This is a genomic window from Enterobacter sp. IF2SW-B1, from assembly GCF_001743375.1.
In the GTDB taxonomy this organism is placed as follows: Bacteria; Pseudomonadota; Gammaproteobacteria; order Enterobacterales; family Enterobacteriaceae; genus Enterobacter; species Enterobacter bugandensis.
On sequence record NZ_MJAA01000009.1, the window covers coordinates 1 to 20184 of the forward strand.

Here is a 20184-nt window from a genome sequence, read left to right on the forward strand (position 1 = left end):
TTTAAGTTTGATGCTCGTGAATTAAACTTCGTAATGAATTACGTATGTTCACTCAGAGACTTGGTATTCATTTTTCGTCCGAGGACGTTAAGAATCCATGTCACTTTGAGTGCCCACACAGATTGTCTGATAAATTGTTAAAGAGCAGTTGCAACGCGGCTTTCAGCTCACCGTTGCGAGGTGGCGTATATTACGCTTTCCTCTTTCAGAGTCAACCCGTTATTTCAGGATTTTTCTCTTCAACCGACCGGGTTAACTGTGAAGTGATTCACATCCGCCGTGTCGATGGAGGCGCATTATAGGGAGCTGCCGAGGAATGACAAGCGGAAATATGCATTTTTATTTCGACCGCTCACCTTTTCGCCAAAAAGGCTATTTCTGATGCTTTTTTATCTCTTTTGGCAGCTCTGCCAGACTATTAATCACCCAATCCGCTGCACTTTCTGCTTCTGGCGTTACGGGCTTACCGGTACGCACTAATATTTTGGTACCCACTCCCGCCGCTGCCGCTGCCTGCATATCTTCCAGCTTATCGCCCACCATATAAGAAGCAGCCATATCAATGTGCAAGAACTCCTGCGCAGAGTTAAACATGCCCGGATGCGGTTTACGGCAGTCGCAGGTCTGACGATACTCTTCTACCGTTCCCTGCGGGTGGTGCGGGCAGTAGTAAATGCCATCAAGATCGACCCCGCGATCGGCCAGCGACCAGTCCATCCATTCCGTCAGCGTCTCAAACTGCGCTTCGGTGAACTTACCGCGCGCGATGCCGGACTGGTTCGTTACGACCACCAGCGCATAGCCCATCTCTTTTAGCTGGCGCATTGCCTCTATAACGCCGTCGATAAATTCGAATTCATCGATCTCATGCACATAACCGTGATCCACATTAATAGTGCCATCACGGTCGAGAAAAATTGCGGGTACTGATTTTGCCACCGGTTTGCTCCTGAAAAAGGCCTGTTGAGCTAGTATCTCATGAATCGCAGCGCAATAAAGTGCTCATCGTACAGAGTTGGATTGATTTAGACGTCTGGATGCCTTAACATCCGTTTTGTTTACGGTCATCACCCGTATCTGGCAGAAGAAAATGCCACGGCTAACTTACATACGATAAAAATAATCTAATGATTAAACTTTCCAATATCACCAAAGTGTTCCAGCAGGGGAACCGAACCATTCAGGCGCTGAACAACGTCAGCCTGCATGTTCCTGCTGGTCAAATTTATGGCGTCATTGGCGCATCGGGTGCGGGTAAAAGCACGCTGATCCGTTGTGTTAACCTGCTTGAGCGCCCAACCCAGGGCAGCGTAGAAGTTGGCGGTCAGGAACTTACCGCCCTTTCAGAAAAAGAACTCACCAAAGCGCGCCGTCAAATTGGCATGATCTTCCAGCACTTTAACCTGCTGGCTTCCCGCACGGTGTTCGGCAACGTCGCCTTACCGCTGGAGCTGGATAACACGCCGAAAGAAGAAGTGAAGCGTCGCGTTACCGAACTGCTCGACCTCGTGGGTCTGGGTGATAAGCATGATAGCTACCCGGCAAATCTGTCCGGTGGGCAGAAGCAGCGTGTTGCTATTGCTCGCGCGCTGGCCAGCAACCCAAAAGTACTGCTGTGCGACGAAGCTACCAGCGCACTGGATCCGGCCACCACACGTTCTATTCTGGAACTGCTGAAGGACATTAACCGTCGCCTGGGCCTGACGATCCTCCTTATTACGCACGAGATGGACGTGGTGAAACGCATCTGCGACTGCGTGGCGGTCATTAGCAACGGTGAACTGATCGAGCAGGACACGGTAAGCGAAGTATTTTCCCATCCGAAAACGCCGCTGGCGCAGCAGTTTATTCAGTCCACGCTGCATCTGGATATTCCAGAAGATTATCTGGAGCGTTTGAAAACCGAGGCAACGGCGGACAGCGTCCCGATGTTGCGTATGGAATTCACCGGTCAGTCTGTTGATGCCCCTCTGCTTTCCGAAACCGCGCGTCGCTTTAACGTGAACAACAACATTATTAGCGCGCAGATGGATTACGCCGGTGGCGTGAAGTTCGGCATCATGCTGACGGAAATGCACGGCACTCAAGAAGAAACCCAGGCCGCAATCGCCTGGCTGCAAGAACATCATGTAAAAGTAGAGGTACTGGGTTATGTCTGAGCCGATGATGTGGCTACTGGTTCGCGGCGTTTGGGAAACGCTGGCAATGACCTTTGTATCGGGTTTCTTTGGTTTTGTGATTGGCCTGCCGGTAGGCGTACTGCTGTACGTGACGCGTCCGGGTCAAATCATTGAGAACGCGAAGCTCTACCGTACGCTCTCCGCGCTGGTGAATATCTTCCGTTCCATCCCGTTTATTATTCTGCTGGTGTGGATGATTCCTTTTACCCGCGTGATCGTCGGCACATCGATTGGTCTGCAGGCGGCTATCGTTCCGCTGACCGTAGGCGCTGCGCCGTTTATCGCCCGTATGGTGGAGAACGCCCTGCTGGAGATCCCAACCGGTTTGATTGAAGCTTCTCGTGCAATGGGGGCAACACCTATGCAGATCGTCCGCAAGGTTCTGCTGCCTGAAGCACTGCCGGGCCTGGTGAACGCGGCAACGATTACGCTTATTACTCTGGTAGGGTATTCCGCGATGGGCGGTGCCGTAGGCGCTGGCGGTTTAGGACAGATTGGTTATCAGTACGGCTATATTGGATATAACGCTACCGTGATGAATACCGTTCTGGTATTGCTGGTTGTTCTGGTTTACTTAATCCAGTTCTCTGGCGATCGCATCGTCCGGGCTGTTACTCACAAATAACGTTACACACAACACAAACTCGACGAGTTAAGGATAAAACATGGCGTTTAAATTAAAGACCTTTGCAGCAGTAGGCGCGCTGATTGGATCTCTGGCACTGGTGGGTTGCGGTCAGGACGAAAAAGATCCAAACCATATTAAAGTGGGCGTTATCGTAGGTGCAGAACAGCAGGTTGCTGAAGTTGCTCAGAAAGTGGCGAAAGAAAAATACGGTCTGGACGTTGAGCTCGTAACCTTCAACGATTACGTTCTGCCGAACGAAGCGCTGAGCAAAGGCGATATCGACGCCAACGCCTTCCAGCATAAGCCATACCTGGATCAGCAGATCAAAGATCGCGGCTATAAGCTGGTTGGCGTGGGTAACACCTTCGTCTACCCGATTGCAGGCTACTCCAAGAAAATTAAATCGCTGGACGAACTGCAGCCGGGTTCTCAGGTAGCCGTGCCTAACGATCCAACCAACCTCGGACGCTCCCTGCTGCTGCTGCAGAAAGTGGGCCTGATCAAACTGAAAGACGGCGTTGGCCTGCTGCCAACCGTTCTGGATGTCACCGAGAACCCGAAAAATCTGAAAATTGTTGAACTGGAAGCACCGCAGCTGCCGCGTTCTCTGGACGATGCGCAGATTGCCCTGGCCGTTATCAACACCACTTACGCCAGCCAGATTGGCCTGACGCCAGCGAAAGACGGTATCTTCGTTGAAGATAAAGACTCTCCGTACGTTAACCTGATCGTGACTCGCGAAGATAACAAAGACGCGGAAAACGTGAAGAAGTTCGTCCAGGCCTATCAGTCAGACGAAGTTTACCAGGAAGCCAACAAAGTGTTTAACGGCGGCGCTGTTAAAGGCTGGTAATCTCACCTCAGTGTAATATCATCAGGACGGGCTTATGCCCGTCTTGTCATTTGTGCAGTCACCTGATTCAATATCTGACGTTTTGATTATCCATTGAGGAATTATTATGCGTGCTTTACCGATCTGTCTTTTAGCACTCATGCTGAGCGGCTGTTCTATGCTAAGCAGATCTCCTGTTGAACCCGTTCAAAGCACGGCAACCCCGCCAAAAACAGAGCCTGCAAAACCGAAAGTGGTTCGCCCTGCGCCGGTTCGCATTATCACCAAGGCTGACGAACTGGTCGGCAAACCGTTCCGTGAACTGGGTGAAGTGAGCGGTGAATCCTGTCAGGCAACCAATCAGGACTCTCCACCGAATATCCCGACTGCGCGTAAACGCATGCAGATTAACGCCGCAAAAATGAAAGCTAACGCGGTGCTGCTGCACAGCTGCGAAGTCACCAGCGGCACGCCGGGCTGCTACCGTCAGGCGGTTTGCATCGGTTCTGCGCTGAACATTACGGCGAAATGAGTGCATTTCAGTTTGAGCAAATAGGCGTTATCCACTCTCCGTATAAAGAGAAGTTCGCCGTGCCCCGCCAGCCCGGTCTGGTCACCAGCGGCAGCGGCGAGCTTCATCTTCAGGCACCTTATAACCAGGCCGATGCGGTACGCGGGCTCGAGTCTTTCAGTCACTTATGGGTGGTATTTGTTTTTCACCAGACAATGGAAGGCGGCTGGCGTCCCACCGTGCGTCCCCCGCGCCTGGGCGGAAATGCGAGAATGGGCGTGTTTGCGACTCGTTCAACCTTCCGCCCAAATCCGATCGGGATGTCGCTGGTTGAACTGAAAGGCATACGTTGCCAGAAGGATCAGGTCATCCTTGAGCTGGGCAGCCTGGACCTGGTTGACGGCACGCCGGTTATCGACATTAAACCCTATTTGCCTTTCGCCGAATCCCTCCCGAATGCGCGTGCAAGCTACGCTCAGGACGCACCGCAGGCGGATATGCCAGTCTCGTTTACGCCTGAGATAGCCTTACAGCTGAGTCAGCTGGAGAAACGCTATCCTCGCTTACGGCATTTCATCACTGAAGTTCTGGCACAGGACCCCCGTCCGGCCTACCGTAAAGAAGAGGAAGCAGGAAAGACGTACGCCGTCTGGCTGCTGGATTTTAACGTGCGCTGGCGCGTCACTGGGGCAGGTTTCGAAGTGTTTGCCCTTGAACCCAGGTAATTTTGTTCTCCTCTCTTTTGGCATCTTTGCCACACTGGTAAACTAAACCACTTTTTTTGTGTCAGGCTGGCGTTTCAGCCTGTTCCAATCGTCGAAATGGAACCGTAACAACATGCGTACTAGCCAATATCTGCTCTCCACTCTGAAGGAGACACCTGCCGACGCCGAAGTGATCAGCCATCAGCTGATGCTGCGCGCCGGGATGATCCGCAAGCTGGCCTCCGGGTTATACACCTGGCTGCCGACCGGCGTGCGCGTCCTGAAAAAAGTCGAAAACATCGTGCGTGAAGAGATGAACAACGCCGGTGCTATCGAGGTGTCCATGCCCGTGGTTCAGCCCGCTGACCTGTGGCAGGAGAGCGGTCGTTGGGAGCAATATGGCCCAGAACTGCTGCGCTTCGTCGATCGCGGCGAGCGTCCATTCGTTCTCGGTCCAACGCATGAAGAAGTCATTACCGATCTGATTCGTAATGAGCTGAGCTCTTACAAACAGCTGCCGTTGAACTTCTTCCAGATCCAGACCAAGTTCCGTGACGAAGTGCGCCCACGTTTCGGCGTGATGCGCTCTCGCGAATTCCTGATGAAAGATGCCTACTCTTTCCATACGTCACAAGAATCGCTGCAAGAGACCTACGACAAAATGTACGAGGCTTACAGCAAAATCTTCTCCCGCATGGGTCTGGATTTCCGCGCTGTGCAGGCTGATACCGGCTCCATCGGCGGTAGCGCGTCCCATGAGTTCCAGGTTCTGGCGCAGAGCGGTGAAGACGATGTGATCTTCTCTGACTCTTCAGACTACGCGGCGAACATCGAATTTGCAGAAGCGCTGGCACCAAAAGAACCTCGCGGCGCGGCAACGCAAGAGATGACGCTGGTTGATACGCCAAATGCGAAAACCATCGCCGAGCTGGTTGAGCAGTTCAGTCTGCCAGTCGAAAAAACCGTGAAAACGCTGCTGGTGAAATCCACCGAAGGCAGCGCTTACCCGCTGGTTGCCCTGCTGGTGCGTGGCGATCATGAACTGAACGAAGTGAAAGCGGAAAAGCTGCCGCAGGTCGCCAGCCCGTTGACGTTCGCCACGGAAGCGGAAATCCGCGCCGTCGTGAATGCCGGCCCAGGCTCTCTCGGTCCGGTGAATATGCCGGTTCCTGTCGTTATTGACCGCACGGTTGCTGCAATGAGCGATTTCTCCGCGGGTGCTAACATCGACGGTAAACATTACTTCGGCATCAACTGGGATCGCGACGTAGCGACCCCAGAAGTGGCAGACATCCGTAACGTGGTTGCAGGCGATCCAAGCCCGGACGGCCAGGGTACGCTGATGATCAAGCGCGGTATCGAAGTGGGCCACATCTTCCAGCTGGGTGATAAATACTCTCGTGCGCTGAACGCCGCCGTTCAGGGTGAAGATGGCCGTAACCAGATCCTGACCATGGGCTGCTACGGTATCGGGGTAACGCGCGTGGTGGCTGCGGCCATCGAGCAGAACTACGACGAGCGCGGCATCGTCTGGCCGGACAATATCGCGCCGTTCCAGGTGGCCATTCTGCCAATGAACATGCACAAGTCTTACCGCGTGCAGGAGCTGGCCGAGAAGCTGTACGCCGAGCTGCGCGCTCAGGGTATCGAAGTGCTGATGGATGACCGTAAAGAGCGTCCGGGCGTGATGTTTGCCGATATGGAACTGATCGGTATCCCGCACACCGTCGTCATCGGCGACCGTAACCTCGACAGCGATGAGATTGAATACAAATACCGTCGCAGCGGCGAAAAACAGATGATCAAGACCGGCGATATCCTTGATTACCTGGTGAAAGCCATCAAAGGCTAAACAAAAAACCCCGCTCTGGCGGGGTTTTTTAATGGCTCAACGTCAATTTATTTACTGTTACAGTCTTTATCCGCGACAAACTTCGCGTCTTTATCTGCCACCAGCGTTTTCACCATCTCCCCGCTATCCGGGTTTGGCTCCAGCGTAAAGTGGCCGTCAACCGTCAGCAATACCGGCTTGCTGTCATTGCCGCGCGCCACGGCGTAATCACGTTCCAGCTGCGCATTGTTTGCCACGCTGACTTTCTTACCGGTAGCGCAGTCGGTAAAGATCGCCGCATCCGCCATATAGAAATACATCCCCCGCATCGCCATTGGCGTGGCTGGCAGCGCCGCTTTCACCGGCGTCAGCGTGTAGTTGAGCTGGGATTCAATCGGATTGCCTTCCCGGTCGAGCATTTCCATGTTCTCACCTTTTGGGCGGAACCAGGTTTTGTCACCGGAGGTATCCGTCAGGACCAGCTTCTCCGCCGTACGCGCCCATGTCCCGTAGGTGGCAAATGAAGAAGGTTCTTTCGCGCCCTGATAGCGCTGGTTCATCACCCAGGTACCGTCTTTTTGCAGGAACAGTGACGTTTCAATGCCTTCGCAGTCCGCGCAAGGCAATACGCCGCGCCAGCTCTGCTGCATTGGCTTTAACTCTTCATTCTGCGCTGGCTGCAAAACCTGCGTTTCATAACGGTTGTTACACCCGAAAAGCGCAAACAATGTACTCACTGCCAGCGCTGAAAATAATGCTTTTTTCACAATGAATTCCTTATGAAAATTGTGTTCCCTTTCGTCACTCCATCGGGCGACGAACTTTACCGCGTAATGCTTTCACTGTGGATTTTTGGGCTTTCGAGGACAGCCGACGCTCTTTCGATGCGCGGGTTGGCCGCGTTGCCCGGCGGCTTTTTTGTACTGCCGTTAACTCTTTGATGACCGCCACCAGCCTGGCTAGCGCCGCTTCCCGGTTTAATTCCTGGCTGCGGTACTCCTGGGCTTTGATCACAATCACGCCATCGCTGGTGATCAAGTGATGGCTGGCGGCAAGCAGACTTTCTTTATAATACTCTGGCAGGCTTGAGGCCCGAATGTCAAAACGCAAATGGATAGCCGTCGACGCCTTGTTGACGTGCTGCCCGCCCGCGCCCTGAGCACGGATGGCGGCGATCTCCAGCTCGCTATCAGGGATACTGACGCTTCGGGACAAGACGATCATGACGCAGGCTGCCAGGCTGTCAGATGAATTTCCAGATTATTCTGAGAATCAGAAAGCCAGATGGCTCCGTCCTGGATCGTTGCCTGCAGCGCCATCGTCCGGCTGGCGAACTCGCTCAGCTGCGCCAGCTGTTCATCATCCAGATACCAGACGGCGAGATTTTTAAACTGCGCGCATTTATTCTTATTTTGCTGCCACCAAATCTCCGCCGCGCGCTGGTTATAGGCGAATAACGCCACTTCCGCAGACTGAGTACACGCCTTTTTAATCCTGCGCTCGTCCGGCAGACCGAGTTCAATCCATAAATCGATCCCCAGATGGTCGTTGCGCAGCCAGGCTTCAGGCTCGTCTTCCGCGCTCAACCCACGGGTAAACTGCAGACGTTCATCAGCATACTTAATCCACGCCAGCAGGCGCAGCATCATACGCTCCTGTGTTTCGGAGGGGTGGCGTGCCAGCGTAAGCGACGCGTCCAGAAACTGGTTGCGATCAAGATCGGCCACGTTGACCACTGCTTTATAAATTGTCGCTTTCAGCGCCATGAGAGAACTCCATTCGAATCAGCCGCACATTGTAGCGAAAACGGAGGCAAAAGGCTGTTACCGAGTAATAAATACACCGCTATCAAGGCGCTGATATTGCTTAAATGAGTATGGTATAGTCACCTTGCTAAACCGAGTTTATCTTCGTAGGCTTAATGATATCTCACAGTAAGTCAGTGCGCTGGCGGGAGGGGATGTGAATAATTATTGTGAGTTAATTCGCAAACGGTATGCGGAAATCGCCAGCGGAGATCTGGGGTATGTCCCGGACGCGTTGGGCTGTGTATTGAAGGTGCTTAATGAAGTGGCCTCTGATGAGAGCCTTTCAGAGTCGGTCAGGGAAAAAGCAGCGTATGCTGCGGCGAATTTACTGGTGAGCGATTATGTCGATGAATGATACTTATCAACCCATCAATTGTGATGACTATGACAACCTCGAACTCGCCTGCCAGCATCATTTAATACTGACGCTGGAGCTAAAAGATGGCGAAGTGTTGAAGGCGAAGGCCAGCGATCTACTTTCACGCAAGAATGTGGAATACCTGGTCGTGGAAGATGCCGGTGCGACGCGCGAGCTGCGTCTGGACAAAATAGCCAGCTTCAGCCACCCGCAAATCGGCACCGTCGTGGTGAGCGAATCCTGATGACATTAACGGGCAGCCGGGCTGCCCGTTACGCTTTCCGCCACTCGAAGCTGGCACCCTCTTCTGTCCACCCCTCTTCCGTGATGAACACCCCTGCAGCAGCAATCAGCGTTTCACCGTAGAACAGCAGCGGCGTGGTGTCGCGCAGCCACGGCGGCACGTTGTACTCCTGCCATATCTTTTTCAGCTTCCGTCCCCCGTTGCGTCCGACGATATGCAGCAAGCCGCCAACCTTAAAGCGCACGCTGACGGATTCTCCGGGCTTTGGCAGACGCACATGACCAGTCGGCATCAGAGAGACACTCCCCGCGTCCTGGGGCAATATCAGCGGTGCCTCTGGTGAGGTCCAGTGAAGCACCACATCGGTCAGCGAGGGGGAGTATTTTACCCACCAGAGTTTGCCTTTATAGCGTCTGACCTCATATCCACTCAGGTGTACGCAGGGGGAAGAATCTTCCCGCGCCTGCGCGACTTCGTCCCAGATACGGCTAAGCATTGCCCGCGACGGCATCGCAGCATGATGCGTGGCGAGCCAGCGACGTAACAGCGCGGCCCGATGCGCCGGGCTTATAGCCTCCAGAGGCGCAATTGCCAGCGCACCGTCTTCTGAAATGAGGTCAGACAGCTCCTCGCTGAGTAACTCATCCAGCAGGCTTTCCTGTTCGGCACACAGCATAGCGCTTCTTGCCGTCGCGTCGGCGAAATGCGGCCAGCGCTCGCTTAAAAGCGGGAGGACGCGCAGACGCAGGAAGTTACGATCATAGCTGTCGTCCTGGTTGCTCTCATCTTCGATCCAGCTCAGCTGATGTTCTCGCGCCCAGGCTTCCAGCGACGCGCGTGTCTCGCCAAGCAACGGACGCAATAATTGCGTTCCGGCAAAATCAGAACGTGCCGGCATGGCGGAAAGCCCCGCGGGTCCGCTGCCCCGCTTAAGCGCCAGCAAAAAGGTTTCGCACTGATCGTCCAGATGCTGCGCCGTGACCAGCGCTTCGCCGGGCAGCAATACGCCGGCAAAAGCGGTATAGCGGGCTTTACGCGCCTGCGCCTCAATACCCAATCCTTCATCAGCAAGCGTGACGCGCTCAACGATGAGCGGGATAGCCCACGCCTCACACAAGGCTTCACAGTGCGCCACCCAATCCTCTGCATGACGGCTTAGTCCGTGGTGGATATGTATAGCCCGAAGCTGGACGCCAGGGTCCCGGTCGCGCCAGAGCTTAAGGCGATGCAGCAACACGGTGGAATCCAGGCCACCGCTAAACCCCACCAGCAGCTGGCGGTACGGTGAAACGGCTTGTGCGATAGCGGGTAAGGTCATAGGAAATTACACATAAAAAATGCCCGAACTGAGCGGGCATTATCACACAGGACAAACATTACTGCTGGTAAAGCTCCAGCGGCAGGCCGTCCGGGTCGTTAAAAAAGGTAAACCGCTTGTTGGTAAACGGATCGACGCGAATCGCCTCGCACGTCACGCCGTGCGCTTCCAGGTGTTTCACTGCGCTATCAAGGTCATCAACGCTGAAAGCCAGATGACGCAGGCCGCAGGCTTCCGGGCGGGACGGACGTGAAGGCGGGAAAGGAAAAGAGAACAGCTCAATCACATACTGCCCCTTTAGCGCGAGATCGCCCTTCCAGGAGTCACGCTCCTCGCGGTAGGCCTCGCTCATGAGCGTAAACCCAAGAATGTCGCAGTAGAAGGCCTTACTTTTCGCATAATCGGTGGCGATAATCGCAATATGGTGAACCGCTTTTAAACCCAGCATAGCTTCTCCTTTTTATGATGCCTGAACGTTACAACCGAAAACCCACACCTGGCAAGCGGTCACCTTTATTTTAGGACTCGCACCCAGTACACGCCGTTTTCATCGCGTTTCGCGCCGTGGATATCCGTTTCAAAGCCTGGATAGTGACGTCCTACCGAACAGAGCATCAGCAGAAAATCGAGCACCGCCCGGCTCTCCTCGGTGATCATCTCACCCGGCATCAGCAGCGGCACGCCCGGCGGATACGGTAGGATCATGTTGGCCGATACCCGCCCGACCAAATTTTCCAGCTCAACGGTTTCGACTTCGCCTTTCACCTGCCGCTGCCAGGCCTTGTGCGGCGTCAGCTTCATGTCAGGCAGGACGTCAAACGCCTGTAGCATCAGGCGCGGCAGATCGTGCTGACGGATCAGCCGGTGGATCCCCTGGGCCAGATCCTGAATACGCATGTTGCGATAGAAGTCAGGATCTTCCGCGTAGAGATCCGGCAGCATGTTCTTCACCCGCAGGTTCAGATCGTAGGCGCGCTTGAACTCCATCAGCCCGCGGAGCAAACCCATCGCCCGAGTTTTATCGATCCCGATGCTGAACAGGAACAGCAGATTGTAAGGACCGGTTTTTTCCACCACCACGCCGCGCTCGTCAAGGAACTTCGCTACCAGTGCAGCAGGGATCCCCTCCTCGCCCATCACGCCCTGTTCGTCCATGCCCGGCGTCAGGATCGTCACCTTCACAGGATCGAGAAACATGTGGTCCGCATCGGCATCCCGGAAGCCGTGCCAGCTCTCTCCCGGCGCGACGGGCCAGCACTCCGCCTCGTCGATCTCTTCCGGCTGCCAGATATCGAAGAACCAGCCGTCGGCCTCATCCTTCAGCCGCTGGACCTCTTTACGGAAATGCAGCGCCCGTTCCACCGAGCGGTTAATCAGGCGTTTACCCGGATTGCCGCGCAGCATCGCCGCCGCCGTCTCGATAGAGGCCACTAGCGGATAGCTCGGTGAGGTGGTGGTGTGCATCATAAAGGCTTCGTTAAACGTATCCTCGTCGTACTCGCCTTTAATATGGATTAACGAAGCCTGCGAAAACGCGGCCAGCATTTTGTGCGTCGACTGCGTTTCGAAAAATACCTTGCCCGGCACGCGCTCGCCGCTCATCCCGCTTTTGCCCGAGTAAATCGGGTGGAAGTTGGTATAGGGCACCCACGCGGAATCGAAGTGGATCGACGGTACGTCCAGCGTCTGCTTGATCCAGTTCGTGTTATACAGCAGACCGTCATAGGTGGAGTTGGTGATTACCGCATGGACAGGCCAGCTTGCGTCGGGGATCGCCGCAACCTTACTTTCGATGGCCTGGTGCGTGAACTCCCGGCGCGGAATGCCGCCGAGGATACCGAGCGCGTTACGCGTGGGTGACAGCCAGATCGGAACGACGTCGCTCATCATCAGCAGGTGCGCCAGCGATTTATGGCAGTTACGGTCAATCAGCAACGTGCTTCCGGTTGGCGCGGCGTACATCCCGACGATTTTGTTCGACGTCGAGGTGCCGTTGGTCACCATATAGCTCTGCTCGGCACCAAAGGTGCGGGCGATATACTCTTCGGCTTCCAGATGCGGGCCGGTGTGATCCAGCAGAGAACCCAGTTCTGTCACTGAAATCGACACGTCTGCTTTCAGGGTGTTGCCGCCGAAGAAATCATAGAACAGACACCCCACCGGGCTTTTTTGATAGGCCGTTCCGGCCATGTGTCCCGGCGTACAGAAGGTGTATTTCCCCTCTTTCACATAGGTGAACAGCGCGCGCGTAAACGGCGGCGTGATGTTATCCAGGTATTCACCGGTGTACTGCTGAATGCGGGTCGCAATGTCCTCGGCCACGCCGAGCGAGTATTCGAAGAACCACAGCGCCATGCGCATATCGTGCGCGCTGACGTCCATGGTCGAGTGAGTGTTGATAAAGGCGTAGAGCGGAAGGTACTCATTCAGCCTGTTGATCTCGCTGCACAGCTCCATGTCGTATTCGTCCCAGTCGAATATCACGCCACAGATGCGCGGATTATGTTCGATGAATTTCAGCAGATCGGCGCTGTTTTGCGGCCAGATCAGCTGATATCCGCGCGCTTTAAGAGCTTGCTCCAGCTCCTTGATGGGCTCGTCTTTATAAAAGACGCCGTGTGGCCCCATGATGGCAATGATGTTCATGGTTTACCTCCTTGAAAAACATCAGATAAGCATAGTTAAGGTAAACGGCAGGTATAAAAAAAGCCGCAACAATGTGCGGCTTTTCAGATAATTGTGAAGCTTACGCGTAACCGTAGGTCATCAGACGCTGGTAACGACGGTTGAGCAGGTCTTCTTTGCTCAGGACGTCCAGATCGGCCAGGTCGGCCAGCAGCTGTGCTTTCAGGGAAGCAGCCATCACTTCCGGCTTACGATGCGCGCCGCCCAGCGGTTCCGGGATAACGGTGTCGATCAACTTCAGCTCTTTCAGACGCGGCGCAATGATGCCCATCGCTTCAGCGGCCAGCGGCGCTTTGTCGGCGCTTTTCCACAGAATGGACGCACAGCCTTCCGGGGAGATAACGGAATAGGTGCTGTACTGCAGCATATTCACTTTATCGCCCACGCCAATCGCCAGCGCACCGCCAGAACCACCCTCACCGATAACGGTACAGATGACCGGAACCTTCAGGCGAGACATCTCGCGCAGGTTGCGTGCGATAGCTTCAGACTGGCCGCGCTCTTCCGCGCCTACGCCTGGGTATGCACCCGGGGTGTCGATGAAGGTGATGATTGGCATATTGAAACGCTCAGCCATCTCCATCAGACGCAGGGCTTTACGGTAACCTTCTGGTGCAGGCATACCGAAGTTACGACGGATCTTCTCTTTGGTTTCACGGCCTTTCTGATGACCAATGATCATCACCGGACGTCCATCCAGACGCGCGATGCCGCCGACGATAGCTTTATCGTCAGCGTATGCGCGGTCGCCTGCCAGTTCGTCAAACTCGTCAAACGCCAGGCGGACATAATCCAGGGTGTACGGACGCTGTGGGTGACGCGCCAGCTGGGCGATCTGCCATGCGCCGAGATCGGCAAAGATTTTGCGCGTCAGTTCTACGCTTTTTTCGCGCAGACGATGCACTTCTTCGTCGATGTTAATATCCAGTTTTTCATCCTGACGGCTTACCGCTGTCAGAGAATCGATTTTCGCTTCCAGCTCAGCAATCGGCTGTTCGAAATCAAGGAAATTCAGACTCATAGTATTCCTGTATTAGTCAAACTCCAGTTCCACCTGCTCCGAACCAATGAGGCCACGGAGATCGTTCAGTAAACGATCGCTCGGAGAGACACGCCACGTTGCACCAAAGCGCAACCGCGCACGTGCATCCGCCCTCTGATAGTAGAGATGTACTGGAATGGTCCCCGAGCGGTGGGGTTCCAGAGACTGACGGAGTCGGTTTAAAAGCTGGTCATCAATTTGCCTGTCCGTCAGCGAGATAGCAAGCCCGCGAGCATATTTTTCCCGGGCTTCGTCAATGTCCATCACTTCGCGGGCGGTCATTTTAAGCCCCCCGCTGAAGTCATCAAAGCTGACCTGTCCGCTGACGATAAGTATGCGGTCTTTTTCCAGCAATTGCTGGTATTTATCCAGCGCGTCGGTGAACAACATCACCTCCAGACGCCCGGAACGGTCATCTAACGTACAGATGCCGATACGATTGCCGCGCTTGGTGACCATTACCCTTGCAGCAATCACGAGCCCCGCAGCCGTGGTGATTTTACCACGTTCTGTCGGATGCATGTCTTTAAGCCTGTGGCCGCCGACATAGCGCTCAATTTCTTTAAGATACTGGTTGATCGGGTGCCCCGTCAGGTACAGACCTAACGTTTCCCGCTCTCCATCCAGTACTACCTGTTCTGGCCACGGCTGGCAGTTGGAATAGGACTGCTCGATCTGCTCTGGCTCTTCCGCCAGCACGCCGAACATATCCGCCTGGCCAATGGCCTCCGCTTTCGCATGCTGATCGGCCGCCTTCAACGCATCGCCGAGCGAGTTCATCAGCGCGGCACGGTGTGGACCCAGCCTGTCAAACGCGCCGGACATGATCAGTTTTTCCAGCACGCGGCGGTTCAGTTTTTTGGTATCGGTACGGGCGCACAGATCGAACAGCTCACGGAAATAGCCGCCGTTATTACGCGCTTCGATGATCGCCTCGATCGGCCCCTCACCCACGCCTTTAATCGCGCCGATCCCGTAGACGATTTCCCCGTCATCGTTAACGTGGAAATGGTACAGACCCGAGTTAATATCCGGCGGCAGGATCTTCAGCCCCATGCGCCAGCACTCGTCCACCAGGCCAACCACCTTCTCGGTGTTGTCCATATCGGCGGTCATTACCGCCGCCATAAACTCAGCGGGATAGTGGGCCTTGAGCCACAGCGTTTGATAAGAAACCAAAGCATAGGCGGCGGAGTGAGATTTGTTAAATCCGTACCCGGCGAATTTCTCCACCAGGTCGAAGATTTTCATCGCCAGTTCGCCATCGACGCCGTTTTTCTTCGCCCCATCTTCAAAGATGGAGCGCTGCTTGGCCATCTCTTCCGGCTTTTTCTTACCCATCGCACGACGCAGCATGTCCGCGCCGCCAAGGGTATAGCCGGAAAGTACCTGGGCGATCTGCATGACCTGTTCCTGATACAGGATGATGCCGTAGGTCGGCTCCAGCACAGGCTTCAAGCTTTCATGCTGCCACTGCACGTCCGGGTAGGAAATCTCTTCGCGCCCGTGTTTACGGTCGATAAAGTTATCCACCATCCCTGACTGCAGCGGGCCCGGACGGAACAGGGCCACCAGCGCGATCATATCTTCGAAGCAGTCGGGCTGCAGGCGTTTAATCAGATCTTTCATGCCGCGGGATTCAAGCTGGAAGACGGCTGTCGTCTCCGAGCGCTGCAGCATGTCGAAACTTTTCTTGTCATCCAGCGGGATGGCCGCGATATCCAGCGGCGGCTCGCCGTTCTTCTCGCGGCGGGCGTTGATCATCTCCAGCGCCCAGTTGATGATGGTCAGCGTGCGCAGGCCGAGGAAGTCGAACTTCACCAGCCCGGCGTATTCCACGTCGTTTTTATCGAACTGGGTGACCGGGTGCTGGCCCGCTTCGTCGCAGTAGAGCGGTGCAAAGTCGGTGATTTTGGTCGGGGCGATAACCACCCCCCCCGCATGCTTACCGGCGTTACGCGTCACGCCTTCAAGCTTACGCGCCATGTCGATCAGCGCTTTTACCTCTTCATCAGCTTCGTAGATTTCCGGCAGCTGAGGTTCGGCTTCAAAGGCTTTTGCCAGCGTCATGCCCGGATCGGGCGGCACCAGCTTTGAAATACGATCGACAAAACCGTACGGGTGGCCCAGCACGCGGCCCACGTCGCGGATAACCGCTTTCGCCGCCATGGTACCGAAGGTAATGATCTGCGAAACCGCGTCACGACCGTACATATCGGCCACGTGCTCAATCACCTGGTCGCGTTTTTCCATGCAGAAGTCGACGTCGAAGTCGGGCATGGAAACACGTTCCGGGTTAAGGAAACGTTCGAACAGCAGGTCAAATTCCAGCGGATCGAGGTCGGTAATTTTCAGCGCATACGCCACCAGTGAGCCCGCACCCGAGCCACGGCCCGGACCTACCGGCACGCCGTTATCCTTCGACCACTGGATAAACTCCATTACGATCAGGAAGTAGCCCGGGAAGCCCATCTGGTTAATCACCTGGAGTTCAATATCCAGGCGTTCGTCATACTCCGGACGACGTTTTTTACGCTCTTCTTCATCCGGGAACAGGAATTCGAGACGCTCTTCCAGACCTTCTTTCGATTTCATGACCAGGAAATCTTCCGTGGTCATGTCCCCGGTCGGAAACTGCGGCAGGAAGTATTCGCCGAGGCGCACGGTCACGTTACAGCGCTTGGCAATCTCTACGCTGTTTTCCAGCGCTTCCGGAATGTCGGAGAAGAGCTCGCACATCTCCTCTTCGCTGCGCATATACTGCTGCGATGAGTAGTTCCGCGGACGCTTTGGATCGTCGAGGGTGAAGCCATCGTGGATAGCGACGCGAATTTCATGCGCATCAAAATCGCCGGACTCCAGGAAACGCACGTCATTCGTTGCCACCACGGGCAAGCCGCGCTCTTCTGCCAGCGCGACAGCAGCGTGCAGATAGTTCTCTTCATCCTGGCGGCCGGTGCGAATCAGCTCCAGATAGTAACGATTCGGGAAGTACTCTTCATAGAACGAGACGCACTGATCCACCAGCGCGCTGTTACCGCGCAGCAGGGATTTACCGACATCGCCCATGCGGCCGCCGGAGATCAGCAGCAGCCCTTCGTTCAGCTCAGCCAGCCATTCCCTGTCAATCCACGGACCCAGCGCCCCATAACCGCGCTGATAGGCTTTTGAGATAAGCAGAGTGAGGTTTTGGTAACCCGTATTGTTCATCGCCAACACGGAGATTTGCGTCAGTTCATCGCCGATGAGATCGCTCTGCACATGGAAATCCGCACCGACGATAGGCTTCATCCCCGCGCTATGCGCCGTCCCGTAGAACTTCACCAGGCCGCACAGGTTGGTAAAATCGGTGATCGCCAGCGCAGGCATGCCAAGCGAGGCCGCCTTTTTTACCAGCGGCCCGGTCTTTGCCAGCCCATCGATCATGGAGTAGTCGCTATGCACCCGCAGGTGTACGAAACGTGGTTCAGCCATCTTCAGATCCCGCGTTACTTAATTGCTTGCGTCTTGATTCAGGACACCAGTCCCAGCGCGCGCTTCACCGGGCCAAAGCTGCGCCGATGATGTTCAGTTGCGCCATGTTCAGCCAGCTTTTCCAGATGGAAAGCCGTTGGATATCCCTTATGCTGGGCGAAACCATACGCGGGATAAGTGAGGTCCAGCGCGGCCATTTCGGCGTCGCGCGTCACTTTGGCAATAATAGACGCTGCACTGATCTCTGCGACGCGGCTGTCGCCTTTAACGACGGCCATCGAAGGCATCGGCAGCGCCGGGCAACGGTTACCGTCGATCAGCACATATTCAGGCACAACCTTCAGGCCAGCAACGGCTCGCTGCATTGCCAGCATCGTGGCGTGCAGAATATTCAGATCGTCGATTTCATTCGGCTCTGCGCGCCCTACGCTCCAGGCCAGCGCCTTCTCTTTAATTTCATCAAACAGCGCCAGACGGCGCTTCTCACTGAGTTTTTTTGAGTCGTTCAGACCCATAATCGGGCGCGATGGATCGAGGATCACCGCCGCGGTCACCACGGCACCGACTAACGGGCCGCGCCCGACTTCATCCACTCCGGCAACGAGGTGCGTGTGGGGATAAGTAAATTCCATCATTTTGCTAACTCCAGCACTGCATCAGCCGCCTGCTCATCAGCATTACAGCGGATCTGCTGATGCAGTTCACGGAAAGTATCGTGCATCTGGTGGCTGGTCTTGCCGTTGGCCAGCAGCGGCAGCAGGGCATCCGCAAGCGCATGCGGCTGGCACTCATCCTGCAACAGCTCTTTAACCAGCTCGCGCCCGGCAAGCAGGTTTGGCAGGGAGACATAATCCGTTTTCACCAGACGTTTTGCCAGCCAGAAGGTAAACGGCTTCATGCGATAACCGACCACCATCGGGCACTTCGCCAGCATACACTCCAGCGCTGCCGTGCCGGAAGCCAGCAGTGCGGCATCGCTTGCATACATGGCTTCCCGCCCTTTCCCGTCGAGAAGACGAACGTGAAGATCCGGGGCAACGTCGGCTTTGATACGCTCGAACTGCTCGCGGCGTTTGGCATTCACCAGCGGCACAACCACTTCAAGATCAGGATAGGTCTGGCGAAGAATCTGCGCGGTCTTCAGGAAATCAGCGCTCAGCATCTCGACCTCTGCGCCACGGCTGCCCGGCAGCAGCGCCAGACAGTGCACATCATGCGGGATACCCAGCACGTCGCGCGCCGCGTATTTATCCGGATCCAGCGGCATCGCATCCGCCATGGTATGACCGATAAAACGGCACGGAACATTAAATCTGTCGTAAAACGCTTTTTCGAAAGGCAGGAAAGCCAGCACCAGATGGGTGGACCGTCCGATTTTGAAAACGCGTTTCTGTCGCCATGCCCAGACGGACGGACTGACATAGTGAATGGTTTTGATGCCCTGCTTTTTCAGATTACCTTCGAGGGTAATGTTGAAATCAGGTGCATCGATACCGACAAACACATCGGGTTTGAGTTCGGTAAAGCGGCGGGTAAGATCGGCACGAATATGCAGCAGGCGTCGCAGGCGCCCCAGCACCTCGACGATGCCCATCACGGCCAGCTCTTCCATTTCATACCAGGCTTCACAGCCTTCGGCCTGCATCAGCGGGCCTGCCACGCCAACAAAGCGAGCATTGGGTACGCGCGCCTTAAGCGCCCGGATGAGACCTGCACCAAGAATATCGCCGGAGGTTTCTCCGGCGACCAGGGCTATCGTAAGCGGACGACTGTCGACCATTAACGAATCAGACCCCTCGTGGAACGGTCAAAGAACTCCATGAACGCGTTCACTTCAGGATGCTTATTCGCCAGCTCGGCAATTTCCGGCTTCGCCTCTTCCAGCGTTTTACCGCTACGGTACAGCAGCTTGTACGCGTTGCGGATCGCAGTAATCGCTTCGCGGCTAAAGCCACGACGCTTGAGGCCTTCGATGTTCACGCCAAACGGCGTGGCATGGTTGCCCTGCGCAATCACATACGGCGGGACGTCCTGCGCCACACCGGAGCATCCGCCGACCATCACGTGTGCACCAATGATGCAGAACTGATGGACTGCGGTCATGCCGCCAATAATTGCGAAGTCATCAACCGATACGTGTCCTGCCAGCGTTGCGTTGTTGGCAAGAATACAGCGATCGCCCACGGCACAGTCGTGCGCAATGTGCGCATTCACCATGAACAGGTTGTCGCTGCCCACCTTCGTCAACCCACCACCCTGCACTGTTCCACGATGAATGGTGACGCTTTCGCGAATACGGTTACGATCGCCAATTTCCAGACGGGTCGACTCACCAGCATATTTCAGATCCTGGTTAACTTCGCCGATGGAAGCGAACTGATAGATCTCGTTATTGCAGCCAATGGTCGTGTGACCATTCACGACAACGTGAGATTTCAGTACTGTACCCTCACCAATTTCGACATGGGGTCCAACAATACAGAACGGGCCAATGTGGACGTTTGCGCCAATAATGGCACCGGTTTCCACAATAGCGGTAGGATGAATAAAGGCGGATTTATCAATCACG

General features: G+C 55.2%; 20 protein-coding genes. 8 read left to right on the plus strand and 12 right to left on the minus strand.

Going from position 1 to position 20184, the window contains the following annotated elements; all coding sequences use genetic code 11:
• Positions 1-372: 372 nt before the first annotated feature.
• Positions 373-939 carry a D-glycero-beta-D-manno-heptose 1,7-bisphosphate 7-phosphatase gene (gmhB, locus tag A6013_RS17945; RefSeq protein ID WP_028015601.1) on the minus strand — a complete coding sequence of 189 codons (567 nt, stop codon included), beginning with the start codon at positions 937-939 and terminating at the stop codon, positions 373-375.
• A 188-nt stretch (positions 940-1127) separates the two neighbouring features.
• Here gmhB and metN point away from each other — a divergent pair, with 188 nt between their 5' ends.
• The 6 genes from metN (at position 1128) to proS (ending at position 6707) form a co-directional block, all read left to right on the plus strand.
• Complete coding sequence (metN, locus tag A6013_RS17950) at positions 1128-2159, plus strand: methionine ABC transporter ATP-binding protein MetN (RefSeq protein WP_028015600.1); 1032 nt, start codon at positions 1128-1130, stop codon at positions 2157-2159.
• The gene (locus A6013_RS17955; RefSeq protein ID WP_003856130.1) at positions 2152-2805 is read left to right on the plus strand and encodes a methionine ABC transporter permease MetI; all 654 of its coding nucleotides are present in this window, start codon (positions 2152-2154) and stop codon (positions 2803-2805) included. Before metN ends, A6013_RS17955 begins: the two co-directional genes overlap by 8 nt.
• A 40-nt stretch (positions 2806-2845) precedes the next feature.
• On the plus strand, positions 2846-3661 hold the full coding sequence (gene metQ, locus A6013_RS17960) for a methionine ABC transporter substrate-binding lipoprotein MetQ (protein ID WP_014168729.1): 816 nt from the start codon (positions 2846-2848) through the stop codon (positions 3659-3661).
• 106 nt (positions 3662-3767) lie between these two features.
• Positions 3768-4172, plus strand: a complete 405-nt coding sequence (rcsF, locus tag A6013_RS17965) for an Rcs stress response system protein RcsF (RefSeq protein ID WP_008501883.1) — start codon at positions 3768-3770, stop codon at positions 4170-4172.
• Complete coding sequence (tsaA, locus tag A6013_RS17970; protein WP_041911179.1) at positions 4169-4876, plus strand: tRNA (N6-threonylcarbamoyladenosine(37)-N6)-methyltransferase TrmO; 708 nt, start codon at positions 4169-4171, stop codon at positions 4874-4876. Before rcsF ends, tsaA begins: the two co-directional genes overlap by 4 nt.
• 112 nt (positions 4877-4988) lie before the next feature.
• Positions 4989-6707, plus strand: a complete 1719-nt coding sequence (proS, locus tag A6013_RS17975; RefSeq protein ID WP_028015597.1) for a proline--tRNA ligase — start codon at positions 4989-4991, stop codon at positions 6705-6707.
• A 47-nt stretch (positions 6708-6754) separates the two neighbouring features.
• Here the strand turns inward: proS and nlpE are convergent, their stop codons facing one another.
• From nlpE to A6013_RS17990, 3 genes are read right to left on the minus strand one after another with little or no spacing between them, the layout of a single operon-like run.
• Positions 6755-7453: an envelope stress response activation lipoprotein NlpE gene (gene nlpE / locus A6013_RS17980; protein ID WP_069733526.1), complete on the minus strand. Its 699-nt coding sequence runs from the start codon at positions 7451-7453 to the stop codon at positions 6755-6757.
• Between the two features lie 34 nt (positions 7454-7487).
• The gene (gene arfB, locus A6013_RS17985; protein ID WP_028015595.1) at positions 7488-7910 is read right to left on the minus strand and encodes an alternative ribosome rescue aminoacyl-tRNA hydrolase ArfB; all 423 of its coding nucleotides are present in this window, start codon (positions 7908-7910) and stop codon (positions 7488-7490) included.
• Positions 7907-8452 carry a YaeQ family protein gene (locus tag A6013_RS17990; protein WP_047367365.1) on the minus strand — a complete coding sequence of 182 codons (546 nt, stop codon included), beginning with the start codon at positions 8450-8452 and terminating at the stop codon, positions 7907-7909. The genes arfB and A6013_RS17990 overlap by 4 nt, the downstream gene beginning before the upstream one ends.
• 196 nt (positions 8453-8648) lie before the next feature.
• Between A6013_RS17990 and A6013_RS17995 the strand changes: the two genes are divergently transcribed.
• Both A6013_RS17995 and rof read left to right on the plus strand, forming a co-directional pair.
• Positions 8649-8849, plus strand: a complete 201-nt coding sequence (locus A6013_RS17995; RefSeq protein ID WP_008501889.1) for a YaeP family protein — start codon at positions 8649-8651, stop codon at positions 8847-8849.
• Positions 8836-9096, plus strand: coding sequence for a Rho-binding antiterminator (gene rof, locus A6013_RS18000; RefSeq protein WP_028015593.1), 261 nt, complete (start codon positions 8836-8838; stop codon positions 9094-9096). The genes A6013_RS17995 and rof overlap by 14 nt, the downstream gene beginning before the upstream one ends.
• Positions 9097-9124: 28 nt before the next feature.
• Here rof and tilS read toward each other — a convergent pair whose 3' ends face one another.
• From tilS to lpxA, 8 genes are all read right to left on the minus strand, one after another.
• Entirely contained in the window at positions 9125-10414 is a 1290-nt protein-coding gene (tilS, locus tag A6013_RS18005) for a tRNA lysidine(34) synthetase TilS (RefSeq protein WP_069733527.1), read from the minus strand.
• A 58-nt stretch (positions 10415-10472) separates the two neighbouring features.
• The gene (locus A6013_RS18010) at positions 10473-10862 is read right to left on the minus strand and encodes a VOC family protein (protein ID WP_069733528.1); all 390 of its coding nucleotides are present in this window, start codon (positions 10860-10862) and stop codon (positions 10473-10475) included.
• A gap of 65 nt (positions 10863-10927) precedes the next feature.
• Positions 10928-13060 (minus strand): lysine decarboxylase LdcC, encoded by a 2133-nt coding sequence (locus A6013_RS18015; RefSeq protein ID WP_028015590.1) that lies wholly within the window; start codon positions 13058-13060, stop codon positions 10928-10930.
• Between the two features lie 100 nt (positions 13061-13160).
• Positions 13161-14120, minus strand: a complete 960-nt coding sequence (gene accA, locus A6013_RS18020; protein WP_013095666.1) for an acetyl-CoA carboxylase carboxyl transferase subunit alpha — start codon at positions 14118-14120, stop codon at positions 13161-13163.
• Positions 14121-14132: 12 nt separating this feature from the next.
• Positions 14133-17615, minus strand: a complete 3483-nt coding sequence (gene dnaE, locus A6013_RS18025; protein ID WP_069733529.1) for a DNA polymerase III subunit alpha — start codon at positions 17613-17615, stop codon at positions 14133-14135.
• Between the two features lie 38 nt (positions 17616-17653).
• Positions 17654-18250, minus strand: a complete 597-nt coding sequence (gene rnhB, locus A6013_RS18030; RefSeq protein WP_048957419.1) for a ribonuclease HII — start codon at positions 18248-18250, stop codon at positions 17654-17656.
• A complete protein-coding gene (lpxB, locus tag A6013_RS18035; protein ID WP_069733530.1) occupies positions 18247-19395 on the minus strand; it encodes a lipid-A-disaccharide synthase in 1149 nt (382 codons plus the stop codon). Before lpxB ends, rnhB begins: the two co-directional genes overlap by 4 nt.
• Positions 19395-20183: an acyl-ACP--UDP-N-acetylglucosamine O-acyltransferase gene (gene lpxA, locus A6013_RS18040; RefSeq protein ID WP_041911189.1), complete on the minus strand. Its 789-nt coding sequence runs from the start codon at positions 20181-20183 to the stop codon at positions 19395-19397. The genes lpxB and lpxA overlap by 1 nt, the downstream gene beginning before the upstream one ends.
• Position 20184 lies beyond the last annotated feature (1 nt).

Coding starts and splice junctions, on each gene's coding strand:
- metN (WP_028015600.1), top strand. CDS start 1,128: ATGATTAAACTTTCCAATATCACCAAAGTGTTCCAGCAGGGGAACCGA.
- A6013_RS17955 (WP_003856130.1), top strand. CDS start 2,152: ATGTCTGAGCCGATGATGTGGCTACTGGTTCGCGGCGTTTGGGAAACG.
- metQ (WP_014168729.1), top strand. CDS start 2,846: ATGGCGTTTAAATTAAAGACCTTTGCAGCAGTAGGCGCGCTGATTGGA.
- rcsF (WP_008501883.1), top strand. CDS start 3,768: ATGCGTGCTTTACCGATCTGTCTTTTAGCACTCATGCTGAGCGGCTGT.
- tsaA (WP_041911179.1), top strand. CDS start 4,169: ATGAGTGCATTTCAGTTTGAGCAAATAGGCGTTATCCACTCTCCGTAT.
- proS (WP_028015597.1), top strand. CDS start 4,989: ATGCGTACTAGCCAATATCTGCTCTCCACTCTGAAGGAGACACCTGCC.
- arfB (WP_028015595.1), bottom strand. CDS start 7,910: ATGATCGTCTTGTCCCGAAGCGTCAGTATCCCTGATAGCGAGCTGGAG.
- A6013_RS17990 (WP_047367365.1), bottom strand. CDS start 8,452: ATGGCGCTGAAAGCGACAATTTATAAAGCAGTGGTCAACGTGGCCGAT.
- rof (WP_028015593.1), top strand. CDS start 8,836: ATGTCGATGAATGATACTTATCAACCCATCAATTGTGATGACTATGAC.
- tilS (WP_069733527.1), bottom strand. CDS start 10,414: ATGACCTTACCCGCTATCGCACAAGCCGTTTCACCGTACCGCCAGCTG.
- A6013_RS18010 (WP_069733528.1), bottom strand. CDS start 10,862: ATGCTGGGTTTAAAAGCGGTTCACCATATTGCGATTATCGCCACCGAT.
- A6013_RS18015 (WP_028015590.1), bottom strand. CDS start 13,060: ATGAACATCATTGCCATCATGGGGCCACACGGCGTCTTTTATAAAGAC.
- accA (WP_013095666.1), bottom strand. CDS start 14,120: ATGAGTCTGAATTTCCTTGATTTCGAACAGCCGATTGCTGAGCTGGAA.
- dnaE (WP_069733529.1), bottom strand. CDS start 17,615: ATGGCTGAACCACGTTTCGTACACCTGCGGGTGCATAGCGACTACTCC.
- rnhB (WP_048957419.1), bottom strand. CDS start 18,250: ATGATGGAATTTACTTATCCCCACACGCACCTCGTTGCCGGAGTGGAT.
- lpxB (WP_069733530.1), bottom strand. CDS start 19,395: ATGGTCGACAGTCGTCCGCTTACGATAGCCCTGGTCGCCGGAGAAACC.